Raw genomic sequence first — 20,070 nt, 5'->3', positions numbered from 1 at the left:
GCAGCGGCATGATCGGCGGCACGGTGGCCCGCCTCGCCGTCGCCGCCGGCATCGACGTCGTCCTCAGCAACTCGCGCGGGCCGGAAGCTCTCGCCGACCTCGTCGCCGAGCTCGGCGAGCACGCGACCGCGGCCACGCCCGCCGAGGCCGCCCGCGCCGGCGACCTGGTGGTGGCCACCATCCCCTTGCACGCCTACGGCCGGCTCCCGGCCGCGGACCTGGCCGGCAAGACCGTCATCGACACGATGAACTACTATCCCGACCGCGACGGCGACCTCCCGGAGCTGAGCGGCGGGACGCTGACCTCCACCGCCCTGGTGCAGCGGCACCTGGCCGGCGCCCACGTGGTCAAGGCGTTCGACAACATCGACTTCCACCGCCTGCTCACCCTCGCCCGCCCCGCCGGCGCACCCGACCGCAGCGCCCTGCCGATCGCGGGTGACGACGAAGGCGCCAAGGCGCAGGTGGCGGGGCTCCTGGACGCGCTCGGCCATGACGCGGCGGACATCGGCAGCATCGCCGACAGCTGGCGCGTCCAGCCCGGCACCCCCGTCTACGTCCAGCCGTACTTCCCGTCGCAGCGACCCGAGGGGCTGGACTTCGAAGAGTCGTACCGCTGGTTCGTGGACACCCCTGGAGTTCCGGTGCCCGCCGACCAGGTCAAGAAGCTGGCCGACCAGGCCGTCCTCTAGCGCTTCGTGCTGACGCGCGGCCCGTTGTACTCGGCGTCGGTGACGTGGTCCAGCCAGGCGGCGTCGTCGCCTTCCCACATCGCGAGGTGGATCATGAACCGGTCCGGGGCGGCGCCGTGCCAGTGCTCCTCGCCCGGCGGCGTGTGGACGATGTCGCCGGGATGGGCCTCGATGATCTCGCCGCCACGCGACTGGATCAGCGCGACGCCCTCGACGATGTAGAGCGTCTGGCCCAGGCCGTGCGAGTGCCAGGCGGTACGGGCTCCGGGCGCGAACCTGACCATGTTCGCCCGCGCGCGGGAGGGGTCCTCGCCCCGGTAGATCACGTCGGCCCAGGCGTCGCCGGTGAACCACTCGGCGGGCAGCTTGACGGTCGGCGGCTGCTTCACGATCTTCATGGATGTCTCCGTCCGCGAGGTGTCAGACAGCCGTCCGGGTCGACGATGGCCTGCGCGCCTGACGGCTGCGTGTCCTGTGCCATGCGTGGTCGTCCTTTCGGCGGTTCAGCGGGTGGCCGCCGACGGGGAACGCGCCCCGGCAGCGGCTCATCGCCCATGAAACACCTGGTCAAGCGCGTGTGACAGGACCTGGTGTGACACGTACCCGCAGAACACCCTCTGTCGAGAGGTCAGGAATTCGTGACCTTGCGCAGCTGGTCCAGCGCGTCCGGATCGCTCAGCGCCGATCCCACGGCCACTCCCCTGCAGCCCGCGGCCAGGAAGGCGGCCGCGTTGCCGGCGTCGACACCTCCCGTGGCGACGAAACGGACGCCGGGGAACGGCGCGAGCTGCGCCTTGATCCAGTCGGGCCCGAGCTGCGCGGCGGGGAACGCCTTCAGCCAGGTGAACCCGTGACCGAGGGCGGTGGCGATCTCCGTGGAGGTGGCCACGCCCGGCAGGTGCGGCAGCCCGAGCCGCAGCGTCTCCGCCACGACCTCGGGGTGGAGTCCGGGCGCGACGGTGAAGGCGGCGCCCAGGTCGCTGACAGCGGTCAGCTGCTCGGCAGTGGTGACCGTACCCGCTCCGACGCTCTTGCCGTTGGCCCGGGCGGCGTCCAGCGCCGCGCGCAGGGACGGCAGCGCGTCGGGCGTCTGCACGGGCACCTCGATGAGCTCGACGCCGAACGCCCAGGCGCGCTCGCACATGGCCACGGTGGCCACGGGGTCGAGGTGGCGGAAGATGCCCAGAATCGGGCAGCTCCCGAGGTGTGTGTCGAAGAAGTCAGCGGCGTCCATAGCGGTCTCCTCCCCAGCCCAGACTCTTGGAGATCTCGTGGGCCGCGTCGCGCAGGTCGTCGACGTACGCGCGCAGCTGTTCCAGTGGTACGACCGCCCGCAGAGCGGTGATCGAGATGGCGTGCGTGACCTTGCCCCGGGCGTCGAAGACCGGCAGCGCCACGCAGTTGATGTAGTCCTCGTGCTCGCCGTCGTCCTCGGCCCAGCCCCGTTCCCTGGTCAGGGCGAGCTCGGCCGCGAGCGCCTCGGCGGTGGTGATCGTCGTGGGGGTGAAGCGGGTGAACGTGATGCGCTCCATGACCCGCGCCCAGGTCGTGGCGTCCTGGTAGGCGAAGATGACCTTGGCGACGGCGGCGGTGTGCGGCTGGGCGGGCAGCCCGATGCGCGAGCCCATGGCCACGGTGCCCCGGCCGTCGATCTTGTCCACGTAGATGACCTGGTCCCCGGCCAGCTCTCCCAGGTGGACCGTCTGGCCGTAGCGCTCGCTCAGGCCGTGCAGGATCGGGTGCGCGAGCGAGCGAGCCTCGACCTGGTCCAGCGCGAGCTGGCCGAGCGCGATGAGCTGGAAGCCCATGCCGTACATGCCGCCGGGGACGCGCCGTACGAAGCCGCCTTCCTCCAGCGTCTGCAGCAGGCGCAGCGCGGTGGACTTGTGCACGCCGAGGTGATCGGCGATCTCGCCGAGCGTGCGGTGACGTACGGAGACGAACCCGACGATGTCAATGGCCCGCGCGACGGTCTGCGACATGCTGGTGTCCTCCTTGTCCGAGCAGCGAGACGATCTCACCGGCGGGAGGAAGATCGGCCATGTCGGCCGGGGACGTCAGGACACGGGAAGCCGCGTAGTGTCCCAGCCGCAGGCGGGTGAGCTCGTCCCGGCCGTCGAGGAACCCGCTCAGCCAGCCGGCCGCGAAGGCGTCCCCCGCGCCGACGGCGTCGAGCACCTCGACCGGCGTCGACGGCGCCCGATGGACGCCCTCCGGGGTGAAGGCGACCGCCTCGATCGCGGCGTCCTTGACGATCAGGTACGGGGGCCGGTCGATGAGCCGGCGCACGCTCTCGGCGTCGGAGGTCCCCCACAGCGCCGCCGCCTCGTCACGCCCGACGAAGACGATGTCGGCGCGCTGGGCGAGCTCCAGGAGCACGGCCGGGGCGTCGCCGTCCTTCCACAGGCTCGGCCGGTGGTTGACGTCGAAGCTGACCGTGGCCGGTCCGAGCGGCCGGTCGAACACGATGTGCCTGGTCAGCTCCAGGCACTGCGGGGAGATGGCCGCGGTGATGCCGGAGATGTGCGTGATCCTGGACGGCCGGGCGGCCCAGCCCGCGACCTCGGCCACGGTCATGGCCGAGGCGGCCGAGCCGCGCCGGTAGTAGTAGACGCGGGTGCCGGAGGCGGTCGGGTCCTTGAAGTACACGGCGGTGGGCCGCTCGTCGTCGCGGCGGACCAGATCGACGTCCACGCCGTGGCCGCGCAGCGCGTCGAGGACCAGGTCGCCGAGGGGGTCGCGGCCGACGGCGCTCGCCCAGGCCGTGGCGTGGCCGAGCCGGGCCAGCAGCGCGGCGACGTTCGACTCCGCGCCGCCGGGGCGCAGGATGAACGCGCTGTCCGCGTCGAGCCGGCCGCCCGCCGTCGGGGTGACCATGACCATGGTCTCGCCGATCGCGAGCACGTCTGCGGGTCTCATCGGCCGCTCACCGTCCGCGGGCGCCGGCGTCCGCGGACCTGCCCGTCCGAGGGTTCCGTGATCGGGCCGTCCTGCTGAGCGATCCGATCCACCGCCGCCCACGTGACCACGCGCATGAGAGCACTCCTTCATTGCAAATACCGCAACGCCTATGCTGCATTTGCAATATAGCGGATAGCCCCCTTCTCGAACCGGCCGACCGGGCCTGACACCCCTCAAGCGGCGCCGGGGTCGTCGAGCGCCTTGACGGCGGCCCCCTGGAGGTAGGCCCGGTAGGTGTCGAGCAGCGGGTCGCCGGTCCCGGCCATCCACGCGAGCAGGTCCTGCCGCGCCGCGTCGAGGTCCTTCCGGCGATCCGGGTCGCCGGACAGGTCGGCCAGCGAATGCGGGTCGGCGTGCAGGTCGTAGAGCTCCTCGGGCGTCCGGTGCCGGTAGAAACGGGCGCGCTCGGCGAGCCGCTCGTCGCCGGAGGCGGCGGCGAGCATCGCGGGCCAGGTGCGTCCCATCATGTTCTCGGCCCGGTACTCCCGGGTGCCGTCGGACCACTCGTTCCAGATGTAGCCGAAGCGGTCGTCCTGCCGGCACCGCATCTCGTACCGGCCCTTCGCCGCCGTCTCGTGGAACACGGTGAACACCGCGTCCCGGCCGTCCTGGGGCTCCCCGCGCAGCAGCGGGAGCAGGGTCCGCCCGTCCAGCCCGGCCGGTCCGGGCAGGCCGGCCGCCGCGCAGAACGTGGGGAACAGGTCGATCGTCGACACGAACGCGGTGTTCTCGCGCCCGCCCGGGCGGGTCACCCCGGGCCAGCGGACGATCAGCGGGGTCCGGCTGCTCTGCAGGTAGCAGTTCGCCTTGGCGAACGGCACGGCGATCCCGTTGTCCGACAGGAACACCACCAGGGTGCCCCCCGCGGCGCCGCTCTCGTCCAGCGCGCGCAGCACCTCGGCGACGACGTCGTCGCAGCGGCGGGACGAGCTCAGGTACTCGCGGTACTCCCGCGCCACCTCCGGCAGGTCGGGGAGGAACCCGGGCACCCCTCCGACGTCGTCCGCCGGCCCGAAGACCTTCGACGGGGCCGGGTAGGAGGCCCTGGCCTCGGCCGGGAACCGGTCCAGCTCGTCCTGGCTGCCGGAGTACGGCCGGTGCGGGTCGTGCGCGTTGGCCATGAGGAACCAGGGCCGCCCCTGCGCGGCCGCCTCCTCCATGAACCGCCGCGACGCCTCGCCGTAGGCGCGCGGATCGCGTCCCATCCCCAGCTCGCGCATGCCGCGCGTATAGTCCCAGCCGAACGCCTCCACCGGCTGCAGATGCTCCACCTTGCCGAGGATGCCCGACATGTACCGGGCCTCGCGCAGGACCCGGGTGAGCACCGGCACTCCGTCGGCGATCGGCTCGAAGCCCTGCGCGCCGTTGCGGTGCGGCCAGCGACCGGTCATGATCGCGGACCGGCTGGGCTGGCACACCGCGATGGCCACGTGCGCGCGGCCGAAGGTCATCCCCTCGGCGGCGAGCCGGTCCAGGGCGGGGGTCACCTCCGCCGGGCCGCCGAAGCAGCCCGGGGTGTCGCCGCCCATGTCGTCCGCGGTGATCAGCAGGATGTTCGGTGGCATGCGGTCTCCTCAGCGGCCGTTCATGTCAAGGGTGGCGCGGACGGCCATCAGGAGCCCTTGCGGCCGGCCGCGGCGATTCTGCGTTCCCACGCGGCGTGCCGCTCGGGCGTCCAGGCGGCCTCCGTGGCGTGCCACGAGACCGGCGTGGCGCCGGTGGCGGTGGACAGTCGCTCCGCCAGGTCGTCCGCGAGGTGGGCGCGGCCGGTGGCGCGCAGGTGCTCCATGTAGCGGACCGGGTCGTTGTAGTAGGTCGGCCCGACCTGCAGCGTCGCCTGCATGGGGTCGGGCAGCGCGCCCGGCCGGCCCGCGTAGGTGTGCCACCATTCCGACAGGTGCGTACGCATCTGCGCCGCCAGCTCCGGCTCCTTCTCGATCAGGTCGGTGGTGAGGTGCGGGTCGGCGGTGACGTTGAAGAGCTGCTCCCACTCGGCGCGGAAGCTGCCCGGATGGTAGGTCCGCATGTAGAGGTGGTCGCGGGTGCGGACCGCCCGCTGGTAGGTGTGGGCCCCGTGGCCGAGCACCAGGTACGGGCGCGACGGGATCTCGGACCCGCGTACCGCGTCGGCGAAGGAGTCGCCCTGCCACCCGCCCGGGGCCGGGATGTCCAGCAGGTCGCAGAGCGTGGGGGCGAGGTCGATGTTGTACAGCAGGGCGTCGCAGCGGCGCGCGTCCTCGGGCAGGTCGTCGGTGACGCCCGGCCAGTAGACGACCAGCGGCACCCGGTGGACCGGCTCGTTGGCGTGCCCGTGCTCGGCGTAGGAGCCGTTCTCGCCGAAGGACTCCCCGTGGTCGGCGCTGACGATGATCGCGGTCTCGCCGGCGATGCCGAGCTCCTCCAGCGTGGCCAGCAACTCCCCGAACAGGCTGTCCCAGTACATGATCGTGCCGTCGAACCCGTTGATGAGGTGCTCGAAGTCGGCTCGGGTGCGGATGGCCTCCGGCATGTTGTGCGGGACCGGGGAGCTGCGCGGCAGGACGGAATAGTGCAGGTCGAGGGCGCTGCGCGGCCCGTAGACCTCCGCGTGGCCGTCGATGGCGTCCTGGTCGGGCCAGGCCGGGGGCGGCCCGGAGGCGGCCGCCCGCTCGGTCCAGCCCGGCTCGGTCAGGTACGGCGTGTGCGGCTCCCAGTAGGTCAGGTGCAGGTACCAGTCGTCCTCGTGCGCGTGCCGGCGGATCCAGTCCAGCCCGACCCGGTTGATGTCGCGCCCGTCCTCGTCGTTGATCTCGTTGCTGGCCCGGATCGATTCGCGGAAGTTGCCCAGGAAGTAGTAGGCCCGGTGCCGCTCGGCGAACATCGACACGGCGGCCGTGTAGTAGCCGTGCTCGCCCAGCCGCTGGCCGAGCAGCGGGCGTTCGGGATGGTTGCCGTGGCCCGAGTCGAGGCGGTACCTGGCGGCCTCGCCGAAGTGCCCGACGACGCCGTTCGTGATGCCGAACTGCCCGCTGGTCAGCGCGGTGCGCGAGGGCAGGCAGGGCGAGTCGGAGCAGTAGTAACGCTCGAACACCACGCCCTTGTCGGCCAGGGCCTGCAGGTTCGGCGTGGTCGGCCGCTGGTATCCGTAGGGCTGCGTGTGGTCGGCTCGGAGCGTGTCGACGTCGATGTAGATGACGCGCATGGAAACCCTTCGTGTGTCGGTCAGTCGAGATCGCGGGCGCAGCGGAAGCCGGTGTTGCCTCCGGAGGTGTCCGGCGTGTTGTGCGAGCGGGCGGCGACCCGGTAGCGGTTGCAGTAGGAGGCGTGGCAGAGGTACGAGCCGCCGCGCGTCACCCTGTCGGTGCCCGAGGGCGGACCGGCCGGGTTCCGCGCCTGCGCGGGGTGGTCCGTGCCCCACCAGTCGGCGCACCACTCCCAGACGTTGCCCGCCATGTTGTGCAGGCCGAAGTCGTTGGGCGGGAACGCGTGCGCCGGGGCGGTCCCCGCGTAGCCGTCCTCGGCCGTGTTCGTGACCGGGAAGCGGCCCTGCCAGATGTTGGCCAGGTGCCGGCCCTCGGGGGTGAGCTCGTCGCCCCACGGGTAGCGGCGCTGGTCGTGGCCGCCTCGGGCGGCGTACTCCCACTCCGCCTCGGTCGGCAGCCGCTTGCCGGCCCAGCGGGCGTAGGCGCCGGCGTCGTGCCAGGACACGTGGACGACCGGATGGTCGCCGCGGTCGTCCAGGCCGCTCCCCGGCCCTTCGGGATGGCGCCAGTCCGCCCCCCGGACGGCCGCCCACCACGGGGTGACCTCGGGCCGCGGCGAGATCCGGCGCAGGTCCCGGTTCAGGAAGCGGACGAAGACGTAGGACCAGCCGATCCGTTCGGCTTCCGTGACGTAGCCCGTCTCGGCCGCGAATCCCGAAAAATCGTCATTCGTTACTGCGCAGCGGTCGATGAGGAACGGCGAGAGCTCCACCGGGCGGACCGGGCCCTCACCGTCGGAGGGGAAGCCCTCGGCATCCTCGCTGCCCATCCGGAACCGCCCGCCGGGCAGCCGCACCATCCCGGCGTCGGAGCCGCGCCCCGCCCGCGGGGGCTGAGCCGCCGCCGTCGGCGCGCCGGACGGCGGGCGGCCCGGGGTGCAGCACCCGCTCATGCCACCGCTCCGGTGGCGGCCAGCTCTCCGGCGAAGTGGCACGCGGCCAGCTGCCCCGATTCGGTGGGCGTGAGCTCCGGCGCCCGCTCGACGCAGACCGTACGGTCCGGGCGGTTCAGCGGCCCGATCGGACAGCGGGTGCGGAACCGGCAGCCGGTCGGCGGATTCCTGGGACTGGGCAGATCCCCGCCGAGCACGATCCGCTCGCGGGCGCGCCCGGCGGTGTCCGGGACCGGCGACGAGGCCAGCAACGCCGCCGTGTACGGATGTTGCGGCGCGGTGTAGACCGACTCGGCGTCGCCGATCTCGACGAACCGGCCCAGGTACATCACGGCGACCCGGTCGCTGAGGTGCCGCACCACCGCGAGGTCGTGGGCGATGAACAGGTAGCCGAGATCGAGCTCGTCACGCAGGGACTCCAGCAGGTTGATGATCTGCGCCTGGATCGACACGTCCAGCGCCGAGACGGGTTCGTCGAGCACCAGCAGCTTCGGCCGGGCCGCGAGGGCGCGGGCGATGCCGATGCGCTGGCGCTGCCCTCCGGAGAAGGCGTGCGGGTAGCGGTCGAGGTGGCGCTCGCTGAGGCCGACGCGCTCCATGAGCGCCACCACCTCGGCGTCCCGCTCGCCCGCCGGCAGGCCGCGCACGGCGAGCGCCTCGTCCAGGGACTGGCGGATGGTGCGGCGCGGATTCAACGACGCGTACGGGTCCTGGAACACGTACTGCACCGTCTCCCGCAGCTCCTTGGCGCCGGCCCCGACGCGGACCGACCCCGAGGCCGCCGCGTTGATGCCGACGATGGTGCGGGCCAGGGTGGACTTGCCGCAGCCGGACTCGCCCACCAGCCCGACGGTCTCCCCGCTGGACACCGTGAGGCTGACCCCGTCGACGGCGTACACCGGCCGGTGACGCCGGATCAGTCCCGCCCTGTCGGCGGCGACGTCCACCCGCAGGCCGTCGATCTCCAGCAGCGGCACCGGCGTCCGGTCGCGCCGTCCCTCGGCGGCGGCGGTGCGCATCGGCGGGATCGCCGCGCCGCGCCGCGTGACATGGCAGGCGGCGAGGTGCCCGTCGCCGCCGCGCGGCGACAGCTGCGGCACCTCCCGCGCGCAGACGTCCTCGCTCAGGCGGCAGCGCGGGTGGAAGGGGCAGCCTTCCGGCAGGCGGGCGGGGTCGGGGGGAGCGCCGGGGATGGAGGGCAGCCGCCGCCCCGCGGAGTGCTCGTCGATGCGGGGCATGGCCGCGAGCAGGTCGGCGGTGTACGGCAGCTCCGGGCGGCCGAAGATGACGTCCACCGGGCCGCGTTCCATGACCCGGCCGCCGTACATCACGACGACCTCGTCGCACATCTCGGCCACCACGCCCATGTCGTGGGTGATCATCAGTACGGCGATGCCCAGCTCGTCGCGGAGCCTGCCGAGCAGCCGCAGGATCTGCGCCTGGACGGTCACGTCCAGCGCGGTCGTCGGCTCGTCGGCGATCAGCAGCGAGGGCGAGCCGGCCAGGGCCACCGCGATCACGACGCGCTGCCGCATGCCGCCGGAGAACTGGTGGGGGTAGTCGCCGATCCGGCGCTCGGCGTCGGGGATGCCGACCTGGACCAGCAGCTCCAGGGCCCGCCGCCGGGCCGCCCGCTTGCCGGTGCCGTGCACGATCAGCGCTTCGGCGATCTGGTCGCCGACGGTCATCGCGGGGTTGAGCGCGGACTGCGGGTCCTGGAACACCATCGCGATCTCCCGGCCGCGCAGCTCCCGCATCCGCTTCTCCGGCAGGGTCAGCAGATCCGTGCCGCGGTAGCGCACCTCCCCCGAGGTGATCCGTCCCGGGGGACGCACCATGCGCAGGATCGAGCGGGCGGCCACGGACTTGCCGGAGCCCGACTCGCCCACGATGCCGATGATCTGCCCGGGGCTGATCGAGAACGTCACGTCGTTGACCGCGTGGACCACGCCGTCCGGCGTGTCGAACTGGGTACGCAGGCCGCGCACCTCCAGCAGGGAGTCGTTCATCGTCGGTTCGCCGCCTGGTTCAGAGCGTCGGACAGGAGGGTGAAGGCCAGCGCGAGCAGCAGCAGGACGAGGCCGGGGCCGAGCACGTAGGAGGGCAGGCTGTCGATGTAGCGGGCGCCCACGTTGAGCATCGCGCCCAGCGACGGGTTCGGCGGGTTGATCCCGAGCCCGACGATGCTCAGCCCGGCCTCGATGAAGATCGCGACCACCATGAACACGGTGGCCTGCACGAGGATCGGGTCGGCCACGTTGGGCAGGATGTGGCGGACCATCACCGTCGAGCGCGGCACGCCGAGCACCCGGGCCGCCAGCACGTACTCCCGCTGCTGCTGGGCGAGCAGGCCCGCGCGGGCGAGCCGGCCGAAGCCGGGCAGACCGGCGATGACGATCGCCGTGAACAGCGCCTTCCAGCCGGCGCCGATCATCATGACGATCATGATGCCGAGGATCAGGCCGGGGAAGCCGAGGATGATGTCCAGCACGCGCTGGGTCACCGAGCCGAGCCTGCGCGACACGTAGCCGGACAGGCCGAGCAGGGTGCCGATCGCCATGCTCACCGGCACCGCGGTGAGGATCAGGCTCAGGTCGGTACGCAGGCCGTACAGCGTCCGCACCACGATGTCGCGCCCGAACTCGTCGGTGCCCAGCGGGTGTCCCATGGACGGCCCGGCGAGCGCGTCCCTGGCCTGCTGGTCGTAGCCACCGGGGGCGAGCACCGGCGCGAGCAGGGCCAGCGCGACCAGCAGCGTCAGCAGGACGGCCCCCGCGAGCCCCTTCGGGGTCCGGAACGCCTGCGCGTAGCGGGCCGGCGCGCCGCCGCGCTCGCGCCGCCGCCGGACCGGCCTCTCCCCCGCCGCGATCACGGGCACTCTCTTCGCAATCGTCATGTCACTGCCCCAATCGGATGCGGGGGTCGAGGGCGGCCAGGGAGATCTCCGTCAGCAGCTGCGCGATCACGGCGATGAGCACCGTGCCGACGATGAGCACCTGGATGACCGCGTAGTCGGCGCTCTGAGCGGCCGAGACGGCCAGCTGCCCCAGCCCGTTCCTGGCGAAGATCGCCTCGATGACCACCGCGCCGGCCAGCAGGTCGCCGAACCTGATCCCGATCGCCACCACCGCCGGGCCGAGGCTGTTGCGCAGCACGTGCCGGACGCTGATCCGCCGGGTCGGCACGCCCTTGGCCACCGCCAGGTCGACGAAGTCCTCCTGGCGCACCGCCAGCATCGAGGTCTGCACCAGCCGCGCCACCCCGGCCGACATCGGCAGGGCCAGCGCCAGCGAGGGCAGCAGCAGGTACTGCAGCCCGAGGTCCGGGCGCTCCAGCACCGACATCTCCCCGCTGATCGGCAGGATCCGGATCGCGACCCCGAACGCCAGGATGAGCAGCAGCCCGACCAGGAACGGGGGCGCGGCCAGCAGGCTGGTGTTCGTCGCGTCGGCGAGCGCACGCGACCACCGCGAGCGGGCGGAGCCGGCCAGCACGCCCAGGCCGATCCCGACCACGGCCAGGAACAGCCCGGCCAGCACCGCCAGCTCCACGGTGCTGCCGACCCGGGTCGCGATCAGCTCGGCCACCGGACGGCCGTACTGGAAGGACCGCCCGAGGTCGCCGGTGAACAGGCCGCCCATCCAGCTCAGGTACTGCGACACCAGCGGCTGGTCCAGGCCCAGCTGGGCGCGTACGGCGGCGATGGTCTCGGGGGTGGCCTCCGGGCCGGCGATCACGGCGGCCGGATCGCCGGGGGTCAGCCGCGGCAGCAGGAACGCGATCACGCTGGTGGCCAGCAGCACCAGGACCACCGACGGGACGCGCTTGACCAGGTAACGAATCATCGGACCAGGCACGTCTCACGCGAGAGGAGCCCGCCGGAGACCAGGGAGAACCCCTGGACGGCCGTGGACTTGACCGTGATGGCCGGCGTCGTCGCCAGCACGTGCTGGACCGCCTGGTCGAGCATGTACGCGGTGAGCTTCTGCACCGCGTCCGCGCCGGCCTGCCCGCCGCCCGCCTCGATCACCCCGCGCACGAGGGCGGTGTACTCCTTGCTGGTGAAGGTGCGGTGGGCGCCTTGCAGGCGTACGTCCGGATTCGTCTGCGCGACCAGCGACGGGCTGGGCACCTGCCCGCGGAAGGACAGGTAGTTGCCGCCCTTCCCGGCGGCCAGCCGCGACTGGTAGTCCGGCGCGGGCAGGGCGATCAGCTTCGGCCGGAGCCCGACGTCGGTGAGGTTGTTGGCGATGATCTGGTACACGGCCTGCAACTGGGGGTTGTTGATGATGGTGATCGGCACCTCGGCCCCGCTCGCGCCGGCTTCCTTGATCAGCTCCCGTGCCCGGGCGGGATCGTGGCGGTAGGCGTTCTCTCGGTCCTTGGGGTACTCCGGTCCGGCCGGCCACACCAGGCCGCTGGTCTCGCCGAGGCCGCTGAAGACCTGCTGCTTGATGCGGTCGCGGTCGATGGCGTACCCGACGGCCTGGCGGGCCTCCTTCTTGGCGAACGCTCCGCTCGCGGTGTCCAGGACGAGGGAGTACAGCACCTGCTGGCCCTCGTAGAGCTGGAACTGGCCGCCCTTCTGGGTGACGGTGGCGGCGTCCTGCGTCGTCAGGCCGGAGGCCAGCTGCGTCCGCCCGGACCGCAGCGCGGCGAGCTGAGCGGTCGAGTCCGCGATGACCACGTTCTCGATGCGGTCGAGGTGTGGCAGGCCCCGCTGCCAGTAGCGGTCGTTGCGGACCAGCACGAGCTGGGCGCCCGGCTGGTACCGCTCCACCTTGTACGGCCCGGTCCCGACGAACTTCGAGCCGTCGGCGAGGTCCTTGTAGGTCTGCGAGTCCACGATGGGTGTGTCGTCGAGGACGCTTGCCAGCACGGGCGACAGGGGTGTCTCGGACTCGATCGTCACCTCATGGTCGCCGGTCGCCTTGAGCCGCCAGCCGCCGATGATCTGCTTGTCGTTCGACGGGCTCGCCGGTTCGAGCGCCTGCTTGAAGGTGAACAGCACGTCGGCCGAGGTGAAGGGGCGGCCGGAATGGAAGGTCACGCCCTGGCGCAGGCTGAGCGTGGCGGTCCGGTCGTCGGCGCCGACCTTCCACGCGGTGGCCAGCAACGGGACCGGGTTCGCAATGTCGCCGTCCTTGACGCTCATGAGCGGTTCGAAGACCCCGCGTACCCAGAACAGGTTCGCGGCGCCCTGGGCGAGCACCCGGCCGGGGATGGGCGGCTGGGCGCTGGCGACGACCAGCGTGCCGCCCTCGCGGCAGCTCGCGGTGGACCCGCCGGCGGCTTGTTGCCGCTCCAGCTGGACCGCGGACTGGCAGCCTGCCGTCAACGCGGACGACAGGGCCAGCGCCAGCAGGACTCGGAGATTCGTACGGGAGTATGGACGGCTTTGTACGCCTGTGCGCATGGTGGAACTCCTCGTGAAGCCGGGGACGACGCCGCCTGCGCTTGCGCCGTCATGCCGACTGACGCACCGGTCCACGCGGGACCGGCGCCGGGGGGTGTTTCTGGAAGGTCAGGCCTTCGTGCTCGGGATCGCTTCGAGCCGCAGCAGACTCGTCTCGAAGAGCCCGCACATGTCGATCGCGGGGTCGCGGAGCCATTGCAGCTGCAGGCCGTTCATCAGAGAGACCAGTTCGGCGGCCGTGGCGGCCGGATCGAGGGACGGGGACAGCCGCCCCTTCTCCTGGTCGGCGATGACCAGCCGGGCGATCCGGCCGCGGACTCGCTGGTTGCGCTGGTAGAAGAAGTCGTGGGCCGGGTGCGCCGGGTTGAGGCTCTCGGCCGACTGGACGGTGAACAGCCGGACGAGGCCGGGTTGGGTCTCGTTGCGGCGGCAGAACGCCATCAGCCATTCCCTGGTGGTAACCTCCACACCCTGGAACTGCGCTTCGACGTGCTGCTCGTCTTGGAGGTCGCGCTGCTGGAGCACCGCGAGGATGAGGGATTCCTTGCTGTCGAAGTGGTGCAGCAGCCCCGGCTGGGAGACTCCGACCTTCTGGGCCACGTCGGCCAGGCTCGTGCCCCGGAAGCCCGCGACGGCGAACGCGTCCGCGGCGACGGCGAGGATCTGCTCCCGTCGCGCGGCGGCCGGGCGGCGGACCCGGCCACTCTCCGCTCGTGCCATGCGTGCCTCCTCTTCGACGCCGACCGGCTCACTGGTCCGGTTATCACGGTGTGAATTACTCGCAACTTACCGAGTACTCGGTAAGTAAGGAAGCCCTACTTGTCAGTAACTTACGGCTTGGCGGCGACTTCCGTACGCGGTCGCGGCAGCGCGTCGCACGGATCGGCCGGCAGGTCCCGCGGCAGGCCGACCAGGGGCCCCCACCCGCGATACCGCCACAAAGCCGTAATGGCGACCCCCGGAACCGGGGGTCGCCATGGGCCAGGGAGCTCCTACTTGAGGCTGTCCGGGACGCCGGACTTGTCGCCGAGGCCGACGAGGTAGTCCGCGTACTCCTTCACGTTGTCCTTCTTGACGAGCTTGCCCTGCAGCGTCTCGTCGGCCTGCACCTGCTTGCCGCCCAGGACGTCGGAGGCCAGCGAGACCACCTTCTGCCCGAGCGCGAACGGCGACTCGGCGTTCGTGGCGTACATCTCGCCCGCCGCGACGGCGGCCAGCGCGTCGGCGATGCCGTCGTTGCCGACGACCTTGACCTTGCCCACCAGGTTGCGGGCCTTGAGCGCGGACAGCACGCCCATGGCCATCTCGTCGTTGGCCGCGTACACGCCGTCGATGTCGGGGTTGGCCTGCAGCACGTTCGTCATGACGTTCAGGGCCTTGGCCCGGTCGAAGTCGGCCGCCTGCGTGGCGACGACCTTGATGTCCTTGTGCGTGGCGATCTGCTGCTGGAAGCCCTTGCTGCGGTCCTGGGCCACGTTGGTGCCGAGGATACCCTGGATCTCGACGACCTTGCCCTTGCCGCCGACGGCCTCGGCCAGCGCGTCGGCCGCGTTCTTGCCGGCCTGGACGGCGTCGTAGCCGACGAACGTGGCCAGCTTGCCGCCGGACGGCTTGCGGTCGAAGGCCATCACGGGGATGCTCGCCGAGTTCGCCTGGGTGACGGAGCTGCTGGCCGACTGGCTGCCCACCGGGTCGAGGATGAGGATCCCGGTCTGCTTGGAGATGGCGGTCGTCGCCTGGTTGAGGAAGGTGGCGTCGGAGTTGTCGGCGTTCTGCACGTTCAGGGTGATGCCGCTCTTGGCGGCCTGGGCCTCGGCGCCGTCCTTCACGCTGATGAAGAACGGGTTGCCGAGCGTGCTCATGATGATCGTGGCGTCCTTCTTGCCGGACGCCTGGGAGGCGCCCGTGGTCGCCTCCTCGCCGCCCCGGCTGCAGGCGGTGAGGGAGACGGCGGCCAGGATCGCGACGGCGACGAGTTTGCGGGGAGTGCGCATGGATCTTTCCTTTAGATGTGCTGGGCGAGTTCTGGGGTACGGACGGGGGATTCGGCTCTGCGTGGCACGAGCCTGCGCAGGATGTCCACATTGCGGTCGAGGAAGACGGCCAGGAGGATGACCAGGCCCTTCACCACGTCCTGAAGGAACGGGGAGACGTCGAGCAGGTTCATGCCGTTGTCGATGACGCCGAGCACGAGCGCCCCGACGAGGGTGCCGAGCAGGGTGCCGCGACCGCCGGCCAGGCTGGTGCCGCCGATGATGACGGCCGCGATCGCGTCCAGCTCCAGGCCGGCGCCGGCGGTCGGCTGGGCCGTGGACAGCCGGGCGGTGATGATGAACCCGGCCAGGGACGCCAGCACGCCGCTGATGACGAAGGCGAGGATCTTGACGCGGTGCACCCTGATGCCGGACAGCCGGGCGGCCTCGACGTTGTCGCCGGTGGCGTAGACGTAACGGCCGAAGCGGGTGCGGGCCAGGACGTACCCGAAGATCCCGAACGCCACCAGCATGATCCACACCGGCACCGGCACGCCCGCGAACCGAGCCTGCCCGATCCCCTGGAAGTCGTAGTCCGTCACCGGGATCGGGTTGCCCGAGGTGATGTGCAGGGTGAGCCCCGCGAACACCGACATCGTGGCCAGCGTCGCGATGAACGACGGCATCCTGGTCCTGGTCACGAGCAGGCCGTTGACCAGCCCGATGGCCGCGCCGGTCGCCAGGCCCGCGGCCAGGGCGGGGATCAGCCCGTACGGGCCGAGCGTCAGGGCGGTGACGACGGCGGAGAAGCCGAGCGCCGAGCCCACGGACAGGTCGATCTCGGCAAGGATGATCACATAGGTCTGCCCGGCCGCGAGCAGCGCGGCCACGGAGGTCGCGAGCGCGACGTTGAGCAGGTTCGTCGGGGTGAGGAAGACCGGCGAGGCCACCGAGAGGACGATCCCTACCAGGAGGAGCATCCACACCGCGCGCAGCCGGCCCGCGACGGTCTTGAGCTTCGAGGTCATGCGGCACCTACCAGTGCGTGCTTGAGGATGGACTGCTCGTCGAGGTCGTCGCCGGTCAGCTCGGCGACGAGCCATCCCTCGCGCATCACGACCACGCGGTCGGACATGGCGACGAGTTCCGGCAGGTCGGAGCTCACGAGCAGGACGGCGACGCCGTCCGCGGTGAGCTGGTTGATGATCCGGTAGATCTCGGTCTTGGCCCCGACGTCCACGCCGCGGGTCGGCTCGTCCATGAGCAGCACCCGCGGCCGGGTCATCACCCACTTGGCGAACAGGGCCTTCTGCTGGTTGCCGCCGGACAGCGAGCTGACCGCGATCGACGGGGAGGCGGCGCGCACCCGCAGCTCCGAGATGACCGCGCCGGTGGCGGCGCGCTCCTTGCCGCGCCGTACGACTCCGCTCCCGGAGCTGAAGTCGCGCAGCGAGGCCAGCGACACGTTCGCCTCGACAGACTGGCCCATGCACAGGCCCTCTGCCTGCCGGTCGGGCGACAGGTAGGCGATCCGGCTGCCGATCGCGTCCTGGACGCTCGCGACGCGTACGCCGGAGCCGTCCACGAGCACGGACCCGCCGGTCATCGGCTGCAGGCCGAACAGCGCGCGCAGCAGGTCGCTGCGCCCGCAGCCGACCACGCCGCCGATGCCGACCACCTCGCCGGCCCTGACCTGGAGGTCGATGTCGTGGAAGCGGGTGCCGCCACCGCCGCGCACCTCCAGCACGACCTCGTCCCCGGCGTTGCGGTCCTTGGGGTAGAAGTCGTCCACGGCGTCGCCGACCATCGCGGTGACGACCTCGGCCGGGGTGAGCCGTTCGGTGGGGGCGTCGAGCGTGACCCGGCCGTCGCGGAGCACGACGATGCGGTCCGACAGGGCGAAGACCTCGTCCAGCCGGTGGCTGATGTAGATCACCGAGACGCCGGCCTCGCGCAGCCGGTTCACCTGCGCGAAGAGCTGCTCGGACTCCTGCTCGTCGAGCGCCGCGGTCGGCTCGTCGAGGATGATCAGCCGCAGTTCGTGCGTCATCGCCTTGGCGATCTCGAGCATCTGCCGCTCGGCCACGCTCAGCTCGCTGACCTGGCGATGCACGTCGATCTCCATGCCGAGGCGGCGCAGCGCCTGCCTGGCCTCGGCGGCCATGCGCTGCTTGGAGACGAACAGGCGGCCGAAGACGCGCTCGCGGTCCAGCACGTACATGTTCTCGGCCACGCTGAGGTGCGGGAACAGGTTCTGCTGGAACTCCTGGTAGATGACCTCGATGCCCTGTGCCATCGCGGCCTGCGGGTCCTTGAGCACCGTCGCGGTCCCGTCGATCAGCAGCCGTCCCGAGTCGGGCTGGTGCGCGCCGGAGATCACCCGGGTGAGCGTGGACTTGCCCGCCCCGTTCTCCCCGACGAGGGCCACGACCTCGCCGGGTCCGACGTCGAAGCTGACGCCGCGCAGAACGCTGTTGTCGCCGAAGGACTTGCGCACATCGGCCAGCTGGAGATGCATGCCAGGCTCCCGATCAGTACACGACGCCCGCGGTGAGCAGGACGTTGGCGTACGGGGTGAACTCGCCGGAGCGCACGGCCGCCCTGGCTCCGGCGGTGGCCTGCTTGAACTCGGTGTGCGGCAGGAACTCCAGCGTCAGGCCGAGCCTGTCGAACCGCTCCTCGATCGCGGCCAGCATGTCCGGGCTGTGCTGCTTGATCTCCTCGGACAGCCGCACGCCCTCCACGGCCACCTCGTCGAGCACCGCGTCCAGCAGGTCGAGGAAACGCGGCAGGTTCTCCCTGACGGCCAGGTCCACGCGTTCCACCTCCCTCGGGATGGGCAGTCCCGCGTCGGTGACCACGATCGTGTCCGTGTGGCCGAGCTCGGAGATCACGCGGGCGAGCTGGGCGTTGAGCGTTCCTTGGTTGCGCCTCATCGGGTGGCTCCTTCCATGGAGGTGTTGACCATTGGCTCGACCTCGTCCCTGCCGGGGAGCGAGGGGCTGGCTCCCGCCTTGGTGGTGGCCAGGGCGCCGGCCGCCATGCCGTACTGGATGGCGGTGTCCACGTCGAGGCCGGCGGCGAGGGCGCCGCCGAAGAAGCCGGTGAACGCGTCGCCGGCCGCCGTGGTGTCCACGGGCGTCACGGCGTACGCGGGGAAGTGGCGGGTGCGTTCCTTCGTGACCGACAGGGCGCCGCCCGCGCCGAGGGTGATGATCGCGTGGCTCACGCCGCGCTCCAGGAACCAGGCCGCCGCGCGCTCCGCCGACTCCAGGTCCGTGACCTGCACGCTGGTCAGCACGGTGGCCTCGCTCTCGTTCGGGGTCACGATGTCGAGGTACGGCCACACGTCGTCCGGCAGCTCCTGGGCGGGCGCCGGGTCCAGGACCACGGTCAGCCCGGCCGTCGCGCCCTCCCGCGCCGCGTGGCAGGCGACCTCCGTCCGGATCTCGAGCTGGAGCAGCAGGACTCCGACCCGGTCGCGGACGCGCTCGATGCTCTCCGTGACCATCGCCTCGTCGAGGGAGGTGTTGGCGAGCGGCGTGATGACGATGTCGTTCTCGCCCGAGGCGTCCACGCGGATGTGGGCGACGCCCGTACGGCCTTCGACCGTGCGGACCTCGGTGAGCGTGACGCCGTGCGTCTCCAGGCCGGACAGCACGATGTCGCGGAACGGGTCCTGGCCCACGCACGCGGCCATCCAGGTCGGCGCGCCCGAGTGGGCCGCGGCCACGGCCTGGTTCGCGCCCTTGCCGCCGAGCACGAGGGTGAAGTCGTCGCCGAGCACGGTCTCACCGCGCCGCGGCAGTCGCCGGCTGAACGCCGTGACGTCCGCGGTGATGCTCCCGACGACGAGAACACCGGTGGGTTCCATGGGGGTTCCTCCAGATTCGGGGATGGATGAGCCGAGGGCACGGCCCATGTGCCGTGTCCTTGCGGGTGCGGGGTCGATCAGATCCCGGCGGGGTGCCAGACCGTCTTGGTGTCCATGAACGTGGTCATGCGTCTCGTCCCGTGGTCCTCCGCCGCGGTGAGCACGCGTTTGAAGTTCTCGGCCGCGGCCTGTTCGCAGGCCTGCTTCAGCTCGGGGGCCGCCACGCCGGTGAGGTCGAGCCCGTTGACGTCCATGTGCGCCGCCAGCCACGGGGCCAGCTCGGCCTGGTGCCCGGTGAGGATGTTCACGACGCCGCCCGGCAGGTCGGAGGTGGCCAGCACTTCGGCGAACGTGATCGCGGGCAGCGGCGCGCGCTCCGAGGCGACCACGACGCAGGTGTTGCCGGTGACGATCACGGGTGCGACGGCGGTGACGAGGCCGAGGAGGGGCTCGGCGGGCGCGATGACCGCGACCACCCCGGCCGGTTCCGGCGAGGACAGGTTGAAGTACGGGCCCGCGACCGGGTTGGCCGTGCCGCGCACGGCGGCGATCTTGTCGGACCAGCCCGCGTACCAGACGAGCCGGTCGACGGCGGTGTCCACCTGCTCCAGCGCCTGCTTGCGCGGGCCGCCGAGCTCGTCGGCGAACTGGGCGCGGCGGCCCTCCAGCATCTCGGCGACCCGGTAGAGGATCTGGCCCCGGTTGTGGGCGGTGGCGCCCGACCAGCCGGGGAACGCCTTGCGCGCGGCCACCACGGCGTCGCGGGCGTCCTTGCGCGAGGCCCTGGCGGCGTGCTCCGTTCGCGTCACGGGGTAGGACCTCCCGCTCTCCGAGCGCGGGAACGCTCCACCGATGAAGAGCTTGTACGTTTTGCGCACGGTCACTCGTCGATCAGACATCGAGGTATGCCTCCAATCCGTGCAGCCCGCCTTCGCGGCCATAGCCGGACTCCTTGTAACCGCCGAACGGCGAGGCCGGATCGAACTTGTTGAACGTGTTGGCCCACACCACCCCGGCCCG

The 20,070-nt window shown here is 71.7% G+C and carries 20 protein-coding genes; 1 reads left to right on the top strand and 19 read right to left on the bottom strand.

Annotated elements, in window-relative coordinates; translation table 11 throughout:
* Window positions 1–8 precede the first annotated feature (8 nt).
* Window positions 9–692: an NAD(P)-binding domain-containing protein gene (locus tag AB0J87_RS40650; RefSeq protein ID WP_363974972.1), complete on the top strand. Its 684-nt coding sequence runs from the start codon at window positions 9–11 to the stop codon at window positions 690–692.
* Here AB0J87_RS40650 and AB0J87_RS40645 read toward each other — a convergent pair.
* From AB0J87_RS40645 to AB0J87_RS40555, 19 genes are all read right to left on the bottom strand, one after another.
* Window positions 689–1,090: a cupin domain-containing protein gene (locus AB0J87_RS40645; protein WP_363974969.1), complete on the bottom strand. Its 402-nt coding sequence runs from the start codon at window positions 1,088–1,090 to the stop codon at window positions 689–691. The genes AB0J87_RS40650 and AB0J87_RS40645 overlap by 4 nt on opposite strands.
* A 230-nt stretch (window positions 1,091–1,320) precedes the next feature.
* On the bottom strand, window positions 1,321–1,926 hold the full coding sequence (locus tag AB0J87_RS40640; protein ID WP_363974966.1) for a bifunctional 4-hydroxy-2-oxoglutarate aldolase/2-dehydro-3-deoxy-phosphogluconate aldolase: 606 nt from the start codon (window positions 1,924–1,926) through the stop codon (window positions 1,321–1,323).
* A complete protein-coding gene (locus AB0J87_RS40635; protein ID WP_363974963.1) occupies window positions 1,913–2,674 on the bottom strand; it encodes an IclR family transcriptional regulator in 762 nt (253 codons plus the stop codon). Before AB0J87_RS40635 ends, AB0J87_RS40640 begins: the two co-directional genes overlap by 14 nt.
* Window positions 2,646–3,611 carry a sugar kinase gene (locus tag AB0J87_RS40630; RefSeq protein WP_363974960.1) on the bottom strand — a complete coding sequence of 322 codons (966 nt, stop codon included), beginning with the start codon at window positions 3,609–3,611 and terminating at the stop codon, window positions 2,646–2,648. Before AB0J87_RS40630 ends, AB0J87_RS40635 begins: the two co-directional genes overlap by 29 nt.
* 215 nt (window positions 3,612–3,826) lie before the next feature.
* Window positions 3,827–5,218: a sulfatase gene (locus AB0J87_RS40625; RefSeq protein ID WP_363974957.1), complete on the bottom strand. Its 1,392-nt coding sequence runs from the start codon at window positions 5,216–5,218 to the stop codon at window positions 3,827–3,829.
* Between the two features lie 47 nt (window positions 5,219–5,265).
* Window positions 5,266–6,834, bottom strand: a complete 1,569-nt coding sequence (locus AB0J87_RS40620) for a sulfatase (RefSeq protein ID WP_363974955.1) — start codon at window positions 6,832–6,834, stop codon at window positions 5,266–5,268.
* A 20-nt stretch (window positions 6,835–6,854) separates the two neighbouring features.
* Entirely contained in the window at window positions 6,855–7,787 is a 933-nt protein-coding gene (locus tag AB0J87_RS40615; RefSeq protein ID WP_363974952.1) for a formylglycine-generating enzyme family protein, read from the bottom strand.
* Entirely contained in the window at window positions 7,784–9,796 is a 2,013-nt protein-coding gene (locus AB0J87_RS40610; protein WP_363974949.1) for an ABC transporter ATP-binding protein, read from the bottom strand. The genes AB0J87_RS40615 and AB0J87_RS40610 overlap by 4 nt, the downstream gene beginning before the upstream one ends.
* Window positions 9,793–10,683 (bottom strand): ABC transporter permease, encoded by an 891-nt coding sequence (locus AB0J87_RS40605; protein WP_363974946.1) that lies wholly within the window; start codon window positions 10,681–10,683, stop codon window positions 9,793–9,795. The genes AB0J87_RS40610 and AB0J87_RS40605 overlap by 4 nt, the downstream gene beginning before the upstream one ends.
* A 1-nt stretch (window position 10,684) precedes the next feature.
* A complete protein-coding gene (locus AB0J87_RS40600; protein ID WP_363974943.1) occupies window positions 10,685–11,632 on the bottom strand; it encodes an ABC transporter permease in 948 nt (315 codons plus the stop codon).
* Window positions 11,629–13,203, bottom strand: coding sequence for an ABC transporter substrate-binding protein (locus AB0J87_RS40595; protein ID WP_363974940.1), 1,575 nt, complete (start codon window positions 13,201–13,203; stop codon window positions 11,629–11,631). The genes AB0J87_RS40600 and AB0J87_RS40595 overlap by 4 nt, the downstream gene beginning before the upstream one ends.
* Before the next feature lie 108 nt (window positions 13,204–13,311).
* Entirely contained in the window at window positions 13,312–13,923 is a 612-nt protein-coding gene (locus AB0J87_RS40590; RefSeq protein WP_363974937.1) for a TetR/AcrR family transcriptional regulator, read from the bottom strand.
* 272 nt (window positions 13,924–14,195) lie between these two features.
* Entirely contained in the window at window positions 14,196–15,197 is a 1,002-nt protein-coding gene (locus AB0J87_RS40585) for a substrate-binding domain-containing protein (protein WP_355199931.1), read from the bottom strand.
* 11 nt (window positions 15,198–15,208) lie between these two features.
* A complete protein-coding gene (locus AB0J87_RS40580; RefSeq protein WP_350735823.1) occupies window positions 15,209–16,204 on the bottom strand; it encodes an ABC transporter permease in 996 nt (331 codons plus the stop codon).
* Entirely contained in the window at window positions 16,201–17,694 is a 1,494-nt protein-coding gene (locus AB0J87_RS40575) for a sugar ABC transporter ATP-binding protein (RefSeq protein WP_363974933.1), read from the bottom strand. The genes AB0J87_RS40580 and AB0J87_RS40575 overlap by 4 nt, the downstream gene beginning before the upstream one ends.
* A 13-nt stretch (window positions 17,695–17,707) precedes the next feature.
* Entirely contained in the window at window positions 17,708–18,112 is a 405-nt protein-coding gene (gene rbsD, locus AB0J87_RS40570; RefSeq protein ID WP_350735829.1) for a D-ribose pyranase, read from the bottom strand.
* Window positions 18,109–19,050 carry a ribokinase gene (locus AB0J87_RS40565; RefSeq protein WP_363974929.1) on the bottom strand — a complete coding sequence of 314 codons (942 nt, stop codon included), beginning with the start codon at window positions 19,048–19,050 and terminating at the stop codon, window positions 18,109–18,111. Before AB0J87_RS40565 ends, rbsD begins: the two co-directional genes overlap by 4 nt.
* A gap of 77 nt (window positions 19,051–19,127) precedes the next feature.
* A complete protein-coding gene (locus tag AB0J87_RS40560) occupies window positions 19,128–19,949 on the bottom strand; it encodes an aldehyde dehydrogenase family protein (protein WP_363974926.1) in 822 nt (273 codons plus the stop codon).
* The coding region (locus tag AB0J87_RS40555) for an aldehyde dehydrogenase family protein (protein ID WP_363963076.1) at window positions 19,942–20,070 on the bottom strand (129 nt) is incomplete at its 5' end. The genes AB0J87_RS40555 and AB0J87_RS40560, both read right to left, overlap by 8 nt.

This window comes from Nonomuraea sp. NPDC049625 (assembly GCF_040675285.1).
GTDB classification, from domain to species: domain Bacteria; phylum Actinomycetota; class Actinomycetes; order Streptosporangiales; family Streptosporangiaceae; genus Nonomuraea; species Nonomuraea angiospora_A.
Note: the sequence above shows the minus strand (reverse complement) of the source record. Positions and strands in the feature narration are given on the sequence as shown.

Excerpts from the sequence above, each read along its gene's own strand:
- AB0J87_RS40600 (WP_363974943.1), bottom strand. The coding sequence starts at position 11,632 with ATGATTCGTTACCTGGTCAAGCGCGTCCCGTCGGTGGTCCTGGTGCTG.
- rbsD (WP_350735829.1), bottom strand. The coding sequence starts at position 18,112 with ATGAGGCGCAACCAAGGAACGCTCAACGCCCAGCTCGCCCGCGTGATC.
- AB0J87_RS40645 (WP_363974969.1), bottom strand. The coding sequence starts at position 1,090 with ATGAAGATCGTGAAGCAGCCGCCGACCGTCAAGCTGCCCGCCGAGTGG.
- AB0J87_RS40575 (WP_363974933.1), bottom strand. The coding sequence starts at position 17,694 with ATGCATCTCCAGCTGGCCGATGTGCGCAAGTCCTTCGGCGACAACAGC.
- AB0J87_RS40595 (WP_363974940.1), bottom strand. The coding sequence starts at position 13,203 with ATGCGCACAGGCGTACAAAGCCGTCCATACTCCCGTACGAATCTCCGA.
- AB0J87_RS40605 (WP_363974946.1), bottom strand. The coding sequence starts at position 10,683 with ATGACGATTGCGAAGAGAGTGCCCGTGATCGCGGCGGGGGAGAGGCCG.
- AB0J87_RS40585 (WP_355199931.1), bottom strand. The coding sequence starts at position 15,197 with ATGCGCACTCCCCGCAAACTCGTCGCCGTCGCGATCCTGGCCGCCGTC.
- AB0J87_RS40590 (WP_363974937.1), bottom strand. The coding sequence starts at position 13,923 with ATGGCACGAGCGGAGAGTGGCCGGGTCCGCCGCCCGGCCGCCGCGCGA.
- AB0J87_RS40580 (WP_350735823.1), bottom strand. The coding sequence starts at position 16,204 with ATGACCTCGAAGCTCAAGACCGTCGCGGGCCGGCTGCGCGCGGTGTGG.
- AB0J87_RS40560 (WP_363974926.1), bottom strand. The coding sequence starts at position 19,949 with ATGTCTGATCGACGAGTGACCGTGCGCAAAACGTACAAGCTCTTCATC.
- AB0J87_RS40620 (WP_363974955.1), bottom strand. The coding sequence starts at position 6,834 with ATGCGCGTCATCTACATCGACGTCGACACGCTCCGAGCCGACCACACG.
- AB0J87_RS40635 (WP_363974963.1), bottom strand. The coding sequence starts at position 2,674 with ATGTCGCAGACCGTCGCGCGGGCCATTGACATCGTCGGGTTCGTCTCC.
- AB0J87_RS40650 (WP_363974972.1), top strand. The coding sequence starts at position 9 with ATGATCGGCGGCACGGTGGCCCGCCTCGCCGTCGCCGCCGGCATCGAC.
- AB0J87_RS40630 (WP_363974960.1), bottom strand. The coding sequence starts at position 3,611 with ATGAGACCCGCAGACGTGCTCGCGATCGGCGAGACCATGGTCATGGTC.
- AB0J87_RS40565 (WP_363974929.1), bottom strand. The coding sequence starts at position 19,050 with ATGGAACCCACCGGTGTTCTCGTCGTCGGGAGCATCACCGCGGACGTC.
- AB0J87_RS40610 (WP_363974949.1), bottom strand. The coding sequence starts at position 9,796 with ATGAACGACTCCCTGCTGGAGGTGCGCGGCCTGCGTACCCAGTTCGAC.
- AB0J87_RS40625 (WP_363974957.1), bottom strand. The coding sequence starts at position 5,218 with ATGCCACCGAACATCCTGCTGATCACCGCGGACGACATGGGCGGCGAC.
- AB0J87_RS40615 (WP_363974952.1), bottom strand. The coding sequence starts at position 7,787 with ATGAGCGGGTGCTGCACCCCGGGCCGCCCGCCGTCCGGCGCGCCGACG.
- AB0J87_RS40640 (WP_363974966.1), bottom strand. The coding sequence starts at position 1,926 with ATGGACGCCGCTGACTTCTTCGACACACACCTCGGGAGCTGCCCGATT.